Source organism: Paraglaciecola arctica BSs20135, from assembly GCF_000314995.1.
Taxonomy (GTDB): domain Bacteria; phylum Pseudomonadota; class Gammaproteobacteria; order Enterobacterales; family Alteromonadaceae; genus Paraglaciecola; species Paraglaciecola arctica.
Genome location: NZ_BAEO01000068.1, coordinates 56,379 through 69,068, shown reverse-complemented (window position 1 = coordinate 69,068; position 12,690 = coordinate 56,379). Strand labels below are relative to the sequence as shown.

The 12,690-nt window shown below is 40.3% G+C and carries 13 protein-coding genes; 9 read left to right on the top strand and 4 right to left on the bottom strand.

Annotation, left to right across the window (positions count from 1 at the left end; all coding sequences use genetic code 11):
- Positions 1 to 101: 101 nt before the first annotated feature.
- Positions 102 to 734, top strand: coding sequence for a stringent starvation protein SspA (sspA, locus tag GARC_RS24895; RefSeq protein ID WP_007625780.1), 633 nt, complete (start codon positions 102 to 104; stop codon positions 732 to 734).
- A gap of 13 nt (positions 735 to 747) precedes the next feature.
- Complete coding sequence (locus tag GARC_RS24890; RefSeq protein ID WP_007625777.1) at positions 748 to 1,152, top strand: ClpXP protease specificity-enhancing factor; 405 nt, start codon at positions 748 to 750, stop codon at positions 1,150 to 1,152.
- A gap of 314 nt (positions 1,153 to 1,466) precedes the next feature.
- On the opposite strand, the gene GARC_RS24885 is transcribed toward GARC_RS24890, so the two are convergent.
- Genes GARC_RS24885 through GARC_RS24870 form a run of 4 tightly spaced genes read right to left on the bottom strand, consistent with a single transcriptional unit; the run spans position 1,467 to position 4,977 of the window.
- On the bottom strand, positions 1,467 to 2,045 hold the full coding sequence (locus GARC_RS24885) for a BON domain-containing protein (protein ID WP_007625775.1): 579 nt from the start codon (positions 2,043 to 2,045) through the stop codon (positions 1,467 to 1,469).
- Between the two features lie 3 nt (positions 2,046 to 2,048).
- Positions 2,049 to 2,642 carry a phosphoheptose isomerase gene (locus GARC_RS24880; protein WP_007625774.1) on the bottom strand — a complete coding sequence of 198 codons (594 nt, stop codon included), beginning with the start codon at positions 2,640 to 2,642 and terminating at the stop codon, positions 2,049 to 2,051.
- A 42-nt stretch (positions 2,643 to 2,684) separates the two neighbouring features.
- A complete protein-coding gene (locus GARC_RS24875; protein WP_039990495.1) occupies positions 2,685 to 3,059 on the bottom strand; it encodes a YraN family protein in 375 nt (124 codons plus the stop codon).
- Positions 3,046 to 4,977 carry a penicillin-binding protein activator gene (locus GARC_RS24870; RefSeq protein WP_007625771.1) on the bottom strand — a complete coding sequence of 644 codons (1,932 nt, stop codon included), beginning with the start codon at positions 4,975 to 4,977 and terminating at the stop codon, positions 3,046 to 3,048. The genes GARC_RS24875 and GARC_RS24870 overlap by 14 nt, the downstream gene beginning before the upstream one ends.
- Before the next feature lie 134 nt (positions 4,978 to 5,111).
- Between GARC_RS24870 and rsmI the strand changes: the two genes are divergently transcribed.
- The 7 genes from rsmI to GARC_RS24835 all read left to right on the top strand — a co-directional run bounded on the left by rsmI (position 5,112) and on the right by GARC_RS24835 (position 12,688).
- Positions 5,112 to 5,951 carry a 16S rRNA (cytidine(1402)-2'-O)-methyltransferase gene (gene rsmI, locus GARC_RS24865; RefSeq protein ID WP_007625769.1) on the top strand — a complete coding sequence of 280 codons (840 nt, stop codon included), beginning with the start codon at positions 5,112 to 5,114 and terminating at the stop codon, positions 5,949 to 5,951.
- Between the two features lie 2 nt (positions 5,952 to 5,953).
- The gene (locus GARC_RS24860; protein WP_007625768.1) at positions 5,954 to 6,925 is read left to right on the top strand and encodes an FAD:protein FMN transferase; all 972 of its coding nucleotides are present in this window, start codon (positions 5,954 to 5,956) and stop codon (positions 6,923 to 6,925) included.
- Positions 6,926 to 6,972: 47 nt separating this feature from the next.
- A complete protein-coding gene (locus GARC_RS24855; RefSeq protein ID WP_007625767.1) occupies positions 6,973 to 7,518 on the top strand; it encodes a hypothetical protein in 546 nt (181 codons plus the stop codon).
- Between the two features lie 324 nt (positions 7,519 to 7,842).
- A complete protein-coding gene (locus tag GARC_RS24850; protein WP_007625766.1) occupies positions 7,843 to 8,718 on the top strand; it encodes a DMT family transporter in 876 nt (291 codons plus the stop codon).
- 13 nt (positions 8,719 to 8,731) lie between these two features.
- On the top strand, positions 8,732 to 9,397 hold the full coding sequence (locus GARC_RS24845) for a 2OG-Fe(II) oxygenase (RefSeq protein WP_007625764.1): 666 nt from the start codon (positions 8,732 to 8,734) through the stop codon (positions 9,395 to 9,397).
- A gap of 201 nt (positions 9,398 to 9,598) precedes the next feature.
- A complete protein-coding gene (locus tag GARC_RS24840) occupies positions 9,599 to 11,551 on the top strand; it encodes a TonB-dependent receptor plug domain-containing protein (RefSeq protein WP_153811024.1) in 1,953 nt (650 codons plus the stop codon).
- Positions 11,552 to 11,566: 15 nt separating this feature from the next.
- A complete protein-coding gene (locus GARC_RS24835; protein ID WP_007625761.1) occupies positions 11,567 to 12,688 on the top strand; it encodes an HmuY family protein in 1,122 nt (373 codons plus the stop codon).
- Positions 12,689 to 12,690: the final 2 nt, after the last annotated feature.

Below are 12,690 nucleotides of genomic sequence, written 5' to 3'. Positions count from 1 at the left end.
TGGTTGACTTACTAATCGCTAGTAAAAGAACAAAAGCATAGATACCTAAGACGCTATCTTAGACACTATGCGATTATGTATGACATTTAGGAGATATATAGATGGCTGTAGCCGCCAATAAACGTTCAATCATGACGTTGTTTTCAGACACGATAGATATATACAGTCACCAAGCACGTATAGTGTTAGCCGAGAAAGGTGTTGGCGTAGAAATCAGTTTTACGGTCCCTAATGAGTTGCCAGAAGATCTTCTTGAACTAAATCCTTATGGTACTGTGCCTACTTTAATTGATAGAGAGTTAGTTTTATATAACTCGCATATCATCATGGAATATTTGGACGAGCGTTTCCCGCATCCACCTCTTATGCCTGTTTACCCAGTTTCTCGTGGCCAAAGTCGTTTGACCATGCACCGTATTCAAAATGATTGGTACACATTAGCTGAAAAAATCATGGCGAAAAAAGGCGATTTAGAAGCGACTCGTAACGAACTACGTGAAGCATTTTTAGCTTTAGCGCCATTATTCGCTGAAACGCCCTATTTTATGAGTGAAGAATTCAGTCTAGTTGATTGTTACTTAGCACCCTTATTGTGGCGTTTACCTGCATTAGGCATTGAATTGACTGGTACCGGTAGTAAAGACGTGAAGGCTTATATGAAACGCATTTTTGAAAGACCTTCTTTCATCGCGTCATTGACGGATCAAGAACGTGAAATACACAACCCACTATAACGGGTAGAAGTATATGACACCTAATCAACCATACTTATTACGCGCATTTTATGAGTGGATTGTGGATAACAATCTCACGCCTTACATAGTCGTAGATGCGCATTATGCTGGTACTCAAGTGCCGCAAGAGTTTGTCCAAGACGGTCAGATAGTGCTCAATGTATCTCCGTCTTCGACTGGTAATTTACAGATAGGTTTAAGCGACATTATGTTTAATGCGCGCTTTGGTGGCGTGCCAAGGAATATAGTTGTTCCTTGCCCAGCAGTACTTGCTATCTATGCTAAAGAAAATGGCGCAGGTACGGTATTTACTGTTGAAGAAAACATAGGTTCATCAGAGGTGTCGGAGCAACCCGCACCTCAGAAAACTGCACCAAAACCCAAAAAGGGTAAACCTACATTAACAGTTGTTAAATAACTGAACTTGAAATGGTTTGAACAAAAAAAAGCGCCTATTGGCGCTTTTTTTATTGAAACACATTAATTTGTTATCTCTGCCAAGTAACCTGAACTCGGGTTAAGACGTGCCGCTTGCTCTAAAGTAATTATAATAAAAACAATAAGTTAGAAAGTTAATGTTTATTTGGCTGCTTATTTAATGCATCCAATGCTGATATTATTGTGTTTATCAAGGCGAGCTTGTGAAGGAATAGCCACCTATTGAGAACAAGTTCAACGAAGATAGACGCAATAATTGCGGTGCTGGACGGTATGGCTTATCCCGAATTCAGGTTAAGTATATTCAAATGCCTTTATGACTTGTTTTACGCCATTGATATTACGAGTGATATCTACTGCAATATTCGATTCTTGTTCACTGACCAATCCCATTAAAAACACCTCTCCGTTTTCAACTTCTATCTCAATGTGCAGACCATCTATGCGTTTATCGGCAAGCAATTTGGTTTTTACCTTTGAGGCTAGCCATGCATCATTCGCCACTACACTTGCTGGTATAGGTGAGCCTAAACGAATTTGGTTGTGGAGTTTTCTAATGTTTTTTACTGCTGAAGCAAGATTCTGTGCCTGTTGGATCAGCGCTTGTGTCGGGGCTTGGCCAACTAATAGGGCGGTACCATTAAATACTTGCACTGAGATGCTGGTTTGTTCGTGTATTGCTAGGTCTTTAGACAAGGCATTAGATATACGACCCGCTGTTGTTGTATCGTCAACTTGGGTGCCTATTGTGCGTCTATCGTGTGCCACAGATGCGGCACCAACACCAGCACCTATGATTAATCCTGCACAGCTTTGTAATAATAAGCTTGCTGAAAGTACTAACGGTAGACAGATGTTTTTTGAATTAAGCATGTATTACTCCTGAAAATTTTCAGGGAACAAACAATTGTCTATCCCCTCACAAATACTATGTACCACTAAATAATGGACTTCTTGAATACGTGCAGTACGATTCGACGGTACACGGATTTCTACGTCATGTTGGCTTACTAAACCCTCCATCTTACCTCCGTCCATACCCGTTAAGGCCACTATCGTCATATCACGGCTAAGGGCAGCTTCCATGGCTTTGATCACGTTATGTGAATTACCACTGGTAGATATAACAAATAAAATGTCGCCTGCTTGGCCTAAGGCGCTAACTTGTTTTGAATACACCTCTTCAAATGAAAAGTCATTAGCTATTGAAGATAATGTGGCTCCATCTGCAGTCAATGCTAATGCGGGGAGGCTGGGTCTTTCGCGTTCAAATTTATTCAATAATAAAGATGAAAAGTGCTGGGCTATGACTGCCGAGCCTCCATTACCGCAACATAATATTTTATTGCCATTTATTAGTGCATTAACCATCATATAAGTGGCGTTAGAAATGGGTTCGGGTAACAACTCAATTGAGGCAATTTTGATTTGAATACTTTCAGTAAAATTGGCCTTAATGCTTTCTAACATAACACTCCTAGGTAAGTTATTTCTGAGATTGGTGCGCTCGGATTAAACACTTTTTAACCAATTGATATTTTGCTGTTTCTGGCCATTACCCTCAATACCCACTAAGTCAATTCTATGTGGGATAATACTCGGGTTGAAGCCTTTTTCTTGCATATAGTGCATGGCTGCAGATTCAAACTTGCGCTTTTTGCTAGCATGAAAAAACTCTATTGCTGAGCCGTGTTGACTCTTACTACGATATTTTACTTCAACAAACACCAATTCATCACCATCTTGCATAATTAAGTCTATCTCACCTGTTCGGCACCGATAATTTTGCATTACAAATGTAAGACCTTGCTGCTCAAGGAAGGTTCGAGCAAAACGTTCTGCCTCACTGCCAATTAATGGGGAGAGTGCTTGCTTAATCCATTGCAAGTAATTTTACTCGGTTTTGAGCGACTTGGGCCCAAGGTAAACGTCTGTGTAGCACTCCTTGCTCGTCAACATTGATTTCGCCGGTTAAGCCGTGACTGACAAGTTGCGGAAGCGTTTTTAATCGACGTAAATTCGGCAATAAGTTGTAGGCATCGAAACCCATTGCAAATAACCTTAATAGGGTGTCTTGTCGTTGTGGCCAAAGTTGTTTGGTTTGATTAGCCAAGGGTTGCCAACTATGCTCGGGTAACATCCAAGGCATGTCTGCGAATGTGAGATTACGCAAATCTCTGAGACTATTGCTATTCAAATCAACGCTATAGCTTCGTGAAGAAGCAAACACTGATAGTGATTTTCGAGCAAATGCGCTAAGGCTGGCTTCGATAATAGGATTCAATAATGCCGTTTGTTCAGGGTTGGCAAATAATACTATGGAATCGATATCTCGACGATTTCTTTCCATCCCAAAAACTTCGACATCTGCCAACACTTCAATTTGATTAATGCGTTTTTCGCTTTGGGTTACATCTAACATTTCTGATACACGAATACGCATGTCTTTATTGTCGGTGAATATTGTTAGGTCTGGCTGAATAGCGTTGGGTTTTTCTTGCCAAGCGGCAATAAAGGCCGCAGCCATTCTTTGGGTTGTAGGGTTGTCTGCAGCGAAGACAATAGGTCTCACTAATTGTCTTTGTTGTATTTGTAATGCCAGTTGTTGGGCTTCGTCTTCAGGTGCTAATGAAAAGTAATAATGTTCTGGCACAGCTAAAATTGGCTCTGATATCTCATCTAACTGCACTATTGTCGGCGTATTGGTTTTTAACTCCACTCTGTTTAGTGCCAAAAGTATTTTATCTGAGGGTAAAACGGCGGTTAGTTCAGTGATTTGTTCTTTGACCAATGGACCCAAAACCACATCAAAATCAGCTACAAGTGCATTTAGCTGTTGTGCTGTTTTTAAGGCAGAGTCAAAAAAACGAATTTCACGGTATTGTTGGCTGTTGCTCTGAGTTGTTTCGCCAAACTCAGTAGAAGCAGTAGGATCAAGCTCTGCTGCCGCTAAATTTTCTAGATACGCGGCTAATATTCCCTCTTTTATGGCTAAGCCTTGATTCGCTAGTCTGCCCGTTAATGGCAATAAAACCGCGATCCGTCTCGCCTGTATAGGTGATTCTATTAACGAACTTTGTATTTCTTGCGGGAGACTAGTGACTAGTGGGTGCCCTAAATGCCTACTCTGCCAATTGACTAGTTGCTGCTTAAATACCTCAGGCTCTAACGCAAAACGTTTTACTATTATGGCTAGTTGCAGCCAAGGTTGTAGTGTTGTCTCAGTTAATCGCGCCTTTTCTAACTCAGTTAAATCTAGTTTGTTGAGCCATTGCCAGATTGTTTGGGTTTTTTGCAGTTCTTCAATGTCTGTATCTTGTAATGTTATAGCGGCTTTCAACCATTGTTTTTTATTAACCTCAAGTTGTGCCTGTAACGCGGCTACGCGGGCTCGATAACCATAAGCATCAGTCAAATTTGCTAGTATGCTTTCTACCTTATCAAAGGTCTTGTCAGACAGAATCAAGTAACACTCAGCTAAAATCAGTTTACCATGAGTGAGTTGGCGATTGTCTTGCAACTCTGGCTGTAGAACTTGAAGTATCCTAATGCTCTTCTGGCATTGATGTTCTGTCTGCAGGGCTTCGGCGGCCTGTAATAGATAATCATTCCGTTGGTATATATCATTGTTTTTTGCATAAATTTGTTTGGCTTGGGTTAGATAATAACCACTGTCTTTCGCCACTCCGGATATCTCTTTCGATGCTTTTATGGTGATTTTTTGGGTTTGCTGAGTAGGACTGCTAGTACAAGAAAAAAAACTAAAAATAGCGATACAATATACAATTAACGCTCGAAAACTCATCGCTGATATCCATTAAATAAAGTGATTATACCCATGATAGTTTATAGTAACGGACATAAATATCTAATGCTTTGTTATTAAACTTATACTTGGACAAAGGTTAGATTAACGTTGTATTTTTTGGAGAGTAATCATTGATTGAGTCAGGTACGTTATTTATCGTCGCTACGCCTATTGGCAATCTGGAAGACATCACCCTTAGGGCTTTACGCATCTTGGCCGAAGTAGATTTAATCGCTGCTGAAGATACGCGGCATAGCCAACGTTTATTGCAACATTACGATATTTCGACGCGTTTAATCTCACTGCATGATCATAATGAATCGCAGCGGGCTATACAGCTTATCGAAAAAATAAAACTCGGCCAAAATATCGCCTTGATTTCTGATGCAGGTACGCCGCTGATCAGTGACCCAGGTTATGGTTTGGTTAGTCAGTGCAGAGAAGCTGAGGTTAATGTGGTGCCATTACCGGGACCGTGCGCGGCCATAACCGCTTTGTGTGCTGCGGGTTTGGCTACAGATAGATTTAAGTTCGAAGGATTTTTACCCGTCAAAGCAGTTGCTAAACAGCAGGCTTTGCAGCGTTTATTAACTGAAACCAGCACTAGTGTGTTTTATGAATCGCCCCGTAGAGTGGCCGGCACTGTCAAACAGATAGTAGCGGAGTTGGGTGAAAACCGAAAAATGGTGGTGGCAAAAGAGCTAACTAAGACCTTTGAAACTTTTTATTCAGGAAGTGCTCAAGCTTGTTTAACTTGGCTTGAGGCTGATGCTAATCACCAAAGGGGCGAATTTGTTTTAATGATCGCCGGTGAAAAGCAGGATCAGACTGATGTGTCAGCTGATGCACTTAATTTACTTAAACTATTAGTCAAAGAGTTACCTCTTAAAAAAGCCGCTGCTGTGACGGCGGAGCAATTTGGCTTAAAGAAAAATCAGCTTTATCAACTCGGATTAGATCTTAATTTATGAGGATGAAAGGACTTGTCTCGACCGCTTTGTGGCTGTGTCTGTTGATTTATTCAGGGCAGTCTTCGGCAAAGTGGTTTGAAGATAAACAAGGGATTATGGGCACTAATATTCACGTAGAGCTTTGGAGTGATTCTGCGCAACAAGGTGAAGCTGCAATACAAGCTGTGATGGACGAAATGCAACGCATTAATCAGTTAATGAGTCCATATATTGAAAGTAGCGAGCTGAGTAAGCTTAATCATCAAGCCTCTGCTGGTTTTGTGCCTGTTTCTAAAGAGTTATTTGAGCTTATTGCACTTTCAGTTGAACTTGCAAAGGAGACCGATGGTGCTTTTGATATAACTTTCGCTAGTGTGGGTTATCTGTATAACTATCGAGAAAGTCAAAAGCCACAGCAAAGCCAGATTGCAGCCTTGTTAAAGGCTATAAACTACCGCCACATTAGGTTTAATCTAACAGAACAGAGTGTTTTTTTCGCCCATCCCAATGTGAAGATTGATTTAGGAGGGATTGCTAAAGGTCATGCAGTTGACAATGCAATTGAAATATTAAAGAAACGTGGCATTAAACATGCTTTAGTGACAGCAGGCGGTGATACAAAATTGTTAGGTGACAGGCTCGGAAAACCCTGGATGGTAGGTATTCGTGACCCTCGTGATAAAGATAAACAGGCCGTGGTTTTGCCATTGGCGGATACAGCGTTATCCACCTCTGGTGATTACGAACGTTATTTCGAACAAGACGGGAAACGCTATCATCATATTTTATCCCCAAAAACAGGTACTTCGGCCAAAGAAGTGCAAAGTGTGTCTATTATTGGGCAGCGCAGTACATTAAATGATGCTTTATCTACAGCAGTGTTTGTATTGGGGGTGCAAAAAGGTATGGACTTGCTGAATCGAACTCCAGGATACGATGGCATTATTGTCGATAATCAGCGCAAGTTGCATTATTCCAATGCATTGGTGCAGTAATTTCTAGCATTTTATTTTTTAACAATTAACTGATGAGTAGTCGTATTATGAATAAACTCACAGGCCATGGCAGAATTAATATTCCTAATATTATTGATGTTGAAGCCAGTGGTTTTGGATCTTTAAGTTATCCCATTGAAGTGGGGGTCATTAATCAATCAGGTAAAAGGTTCTGCGGCTTGATTAAACCACAACGCGACTGGACGCACTGGGATAAAAAAGCTGAATCATTACATGGTATTAGCCGCAAACTACTAGCTGAAAAAGGTTTGCCAGTACAAGAAGTCTGTCGGCAACTCAATCAGTTTTTGGCAGGTCAGGTGGCATATTCAGATGGCTGGGTGGTAGACGATACTTGGTTAATTAAACTTTTCAACGCGGCTAAAATGACCATGCAATTTCATGTCAGTTCACTGGAAATGATTTTAAATGAAGTACAAATGCCGCTATGGCATGCAACCAAAGATAGATTATTTAAACAAATGAAAGAGCAGCGTCATAGGGCAAGTAGTGATGCAGCGCTAATCCAAAACACTTTTGTGACAACCCAAAAAATATGTATTGAAAACGCTAATCAATTACGGGCTTCTTAATTTGTATAAACCAAACTAGTAATTGTTGGAACTATCGGTTATTTTATTTAACATCTTGAAATCATGATAGATATTTGTGCTTCACAAGATAAAATTACAGATTCAATACAGTGAAATAATGCAACAAAATACAATTATCAATACACAATTTAACGTCAATATTCTCTGGCTGCTAGTTATCTAAAGCAGTTAGCGTTGTGCTGGCTGCTTATATTGGCAGTCAGACAAGTCTTCTACACTATTTTCATCTGACTCTCATATAAAAAACACAGCCACTTGGCATTTTTACTATGGGAGAACGGCTCACAAGCCCGAATATAATTTATGGTTACACAGCAACAAAAAGGTATTTTCTTTGTCGTGATGGGGACTTTATTGTTTTCTAGCAAAGCCATTATCGTAAAAATGTTATTTCAAATTGGCCTTGGCGCACTGGAATTGCAAACATTAAGGATGTTGTTCATTTTACCATTCTACCTAGGCATACTTTATTGGACAGTGTCGCGCCGAAGTTGGGGAGTAACAAAAAAAGATGTGTTAGGCGCAGTCGCAGCTGGAGTGGCTTGTTACCACATTGCCAGTTACCTTGATCTACAGGGGCTGTTATATATCAGTGCAGGTTTAGAACGGATGATCTTGTTTTGTTATCCTGCGATATCGATGTTATTTGCTTGGATTTTTCTAAAAGAAACTGTCTCATCTCGCTTATGGTTAGCATTGTTGGTGGCTTACAGCGGTATTGGTTTATTCTTTTTTGCCGATTTAAGTTTTGGTGGCGACGACCTTTGGTTAGGCAGTTTGCTGGTGTTTATTGCTAGTATTTTTACTGCTTGGTTTATGATTGCGAATCAAATTTATTCTCGGCGCATTGGCAGCCAACGTTTTACTTGTATAGCAATGATTGGCGCAGTAGCAACTATGTTAATGCATGCTACCGCAGTGGGTGTGCAAGACCTAAGTACTTTTACTAGACCTATGTATGCAGGCGCAGCAGCTATTGCTATTTTTTGTACGCTTATCCCATCATTTTTAGTCAGTGCCGGCGTCAAAATCGTAGGGGCGAGTAAAGCGGGGATTGTTGGAGCTGTTGGGCCTCTGATGACAATCATTCTATCGAACTATTTGTTGCAAGAACCACTAGGTTGGATGCACTTTGTTGGATTAATACTGGTTATAATGGGGATGCGCTTGTTAAAATAACAAGACCAACAATATGAAAATGGCAACACCTGTGACTGAAAATATCTGTTTGAGCGAACAGTTGATAGACAATATAGCAGATGCGTTGCAACATCATGGCTATATTCAGCTAATAGATTTTTTACCTGCTTGGCTGGGTACTCAATTGCAGCAAGAGGCAATACGATTATCTGCTATTAGTTTTAAACCCGCAGGCATTGGTCGCCAAAATGACCTGCAGCTTAATGCACAAATAAGAACCGATTCAACTTTATGGCTCGATGGTCATTCAGTACAACAAGAGGCTTATTTGCAATCTATGGAACAATTACGGGTAGGTTTAAATAGACGTTTGTTTATGGGCTTATTTGATTTTGAATGTCACTTTTCTCATTACGCAGAAGGTGACTTTTATCGGCGGCACCTAGATGCATTTAAAGGTCGTAGCAATCGTATATTGAGTACTGTGTTTTATTTAAATGACAACTGGCGTAAGAATGATGGTGGCGAGTTACTTTTGTATGCCGATGAGCAACCGTCACCTTTGCTTGTTGTGCCGCCGTTGTTTAATAGCTGCATCATATTTCTTAGTGATGTTTTCCCCCATGAAGTAATCACTAGTCATTGTGATCGATACAGTATTGCTGGTTGGTATAGGCTGAACAACAACTCCCAGGATCATCTGGATCCCAGCCAATAAGCTAGCCTTATAAATATTCAATTAAATCATTCCAATATCAGAGCTTTCTGATGCACACCATCAAAAATTTTTAGCAACCTCATTAAACATTATTCGTTTAATTCTCACTACCTTTTTTGCTGCTAATCAAAATACCCTTGACTATGTTACCTCACTGATCTTATTATTAGTGCAAATGATAGTGATTCGTATTTAGATTAAATGAAATTGACACCTTTAGTACTTAGTTTAGCTTTTTGTTGCATGGTTGATGTTGCTAGATCTTCGACAATGGAACAAATAGTAGTGACTGGCACTCGCTCAACTATATCCCAATCTCAAAGCCCAGTTTCAATTGACGTTATATCTGCGGTGCAATTGCAAAAACTCAGTCATGGCACCTTAGCAGGAGCATTGAATTATATTCCTGGAGTGGTCGCTAAGCGCAACGCTAAAGACGGATACACAGTGCAAATGCAGGGCTTTGATGAAAACCATGTATTGATTTTGTTGGATAGTCAGCCGTTAATTTCTCCCACAGGCTCAGCCGTTGATTTAGATCAAATTGGTGTGGTGGATATTGAACGAATTGAGGTATTACGCGGTGCAGCTTCAGTTTTATACGGTAGTTCTGCCATGGGAGGGGTGATCAATATTATTAGTCGTAAACAGTCGAAAGATCATCTTAAAGTAAAATATCAAAGCAGTAGTTATACCAATAACAATATTGATTCTGCTGATGTTGGTCAGCAACTTCAACTAGATGCCAGCCAAAACATACTTGGCTGGCAGAGCAGTCTTAGTCTACAAAAAATTGATGATCCTGGATTTGATTACGATACTAAAACCGTCTCTCAAAGTGCGCCAAGTACTGATAAACATTTTGTGAACTTACGCTTGTCAAAACAATTTGAAGATTCACTAGAACTAAGCCTTAAAGCTAGGTATTTCAGTGATGATAAGCAAAAACAGCGTTACGTTATTCCCGGTCAGGCAGGTGAGATCAGTTATCTTTCGCAGGTTGAGCAGTGGCAATACGATCTGGGACTTAATCAAGGAGAATTTTGGCGCGTTCAAGGTCGTTATCTTAATCATCAAGAAACCAGTGGAGATTCAAATTCTTTGCGAGATGCTGACATAAAGTTAGCGGAGATAGATAGTCAGTATCTATGGAATATTTCAGAAATTGAATTGGTATCTGGTTTTGTATTGCACCGTGATGAGTTGTATCAAGTGAAACAAGCTAGTGAAGAGGGCACTTCAGGAACCGTTGAAATTGATGATAAAGCACGGGACAGTATTGAGGGTTACAGTCAATTAAGCTGGCAAATTGCTGACCATGAAGTGTTAGCAGGTATCCGTGCCCAGCATGATAGTGAATTTGGTTGGCACAGCGCTGCCCGTGTAAATGTCTTATTCAGCTTTGTTGAAACTCAGCAACAGCAATGGCAACTTCGAATGGGCGTGGGGCAGAGTTACCGTGTACCTACATTAAAAGAACGTTTTTATATTTTTGACCACAGTAATTTAGGATACATGGTCTTAGGTAACGACCAGCTAAAACCAGAAACCGCAGTGAGTACTAACTTAGAGGCAACCTATCTCAATCAACTCAATAGCTCAAAGCAACAGCTATCATTAAGTGTTAATGCCCATTATGCCAGAGCCAAAGACTTTATCGAAACGGTGACAGATGTCGACGCATCTGCGGCTTCCGGCTTACTTATTTCTCGCTACAGTAATGTTGAACAAGCTGTGATGAAAGGGTTAGATCTCTCAGCAAAATTATCCTTGGGCAAAGTGAATTATCAGCTAAGTTACAGTTATTTACATGCCACTGATCACAGTGGTGAGCATCTTAGCGACCGTCCCACTCATCAAATCAAAGCTAATTTGGATTGGCAATTTCCATTCGATATTCATGGGCTGATTTATCTGGTGTATGAAAATGGCAGTTACCCGACAGAACAACAAGTAGGCGTAGAAAAGGACGCTTGGAGTAGTTTGAATTTAAGCCTTAGTCAAAGTTTAAATAAAAATTGGCACTGGATCGCTGGTGTCGACAACGTATTTGATAACCATCAAAACACAGATGCTATTGCAGCGGGGTTACTCGATGTTAGACCGCTGTCGAGTAGACGGGTTTTTGCTGGTATCTCCTATCAATTTTACTAAAGGAAAGTTACAACAATGAAGAAATATACCATTCCAGCGCTAAGTCTATTAGCCATAATGAGCGGCTGTGGTAGCTCAAGCTCTGATCCAGTTGATGAAATTGAAGTTATACCTGAGGTGGAAGAGGTTGTAGAAGAAGGTGTGATTTTTGGACCATTCAGCACAGGTACTTCGTCAGAGCCAAAGAGTGTTTATTTCGATTTAGAGACAGGTGCTGTGCTTGAATTAACCGATGAAGCTGCTGCAACTGACAGCCAATGGGATATAGCTTTTAAGCGTACAGAAGTGTCTTTAAATACCCATACAGATAACACTGTCGGAACCTATTTTAGTACTATAAATAGTGACTTTTATGATGATGCAGGAAATGCCATCAGTGACATGTTTTTAAACGCCACGGCTGATGCTGAGTTAGATAATTATTTGGCTGTTGGTGTTATAGATTTACCCACTGAGGATGACTACAGCTATGATTCTGAAGAATATATCGTAGGTGACAAATTTTATAATTATGATCTCACTACTCACCAAGTCAGTGCTGCGGATGATGTTTATTTTGTTGTTAGTTCTGACAATGCCTACACTAAATTTAGAGCCAAATCCCTGACAACTTCTGGTCGTACTTTGGCCACTATTACCCTTGGTATACAGCACCAAAGTGCCTTAGACGGTGAAACTGAGTTTGCAGAAGAATTCGAATTAGAGTTGGATGCAGTGAGTTGTGATACTGGGATATATGTAGATTTTGATCTTGCAGAACCTGTCAGTCAAGATGATGCCTGGGATATTCAATTACCTTGTCTCACAGATTCAGGCGTTACAGGCGCTGACTTTCAAATATTCATCGCTGATGAAGCTTCGGCACTTGTTGACACAACAAACAGCTATCTTGGGGTCGATAGTGAGGCTGAACAATATTATGGATTTAAGTCGAATTTGACTGAAGTGAAAGCATTTACCGCAAACCCTTGGTACCAATACAACCTCAATGATGGGCATTTATTATGGTCACAATATGGTGTCTACCTCATAAAAACCAATACAGCTAATTACAAGTTACAGGTCACTAGCTATTACGATGAAAGTGGCATTTCTGGAAACTACAGCTTTCGCTTTGACGCGATATCCACTGACTAACT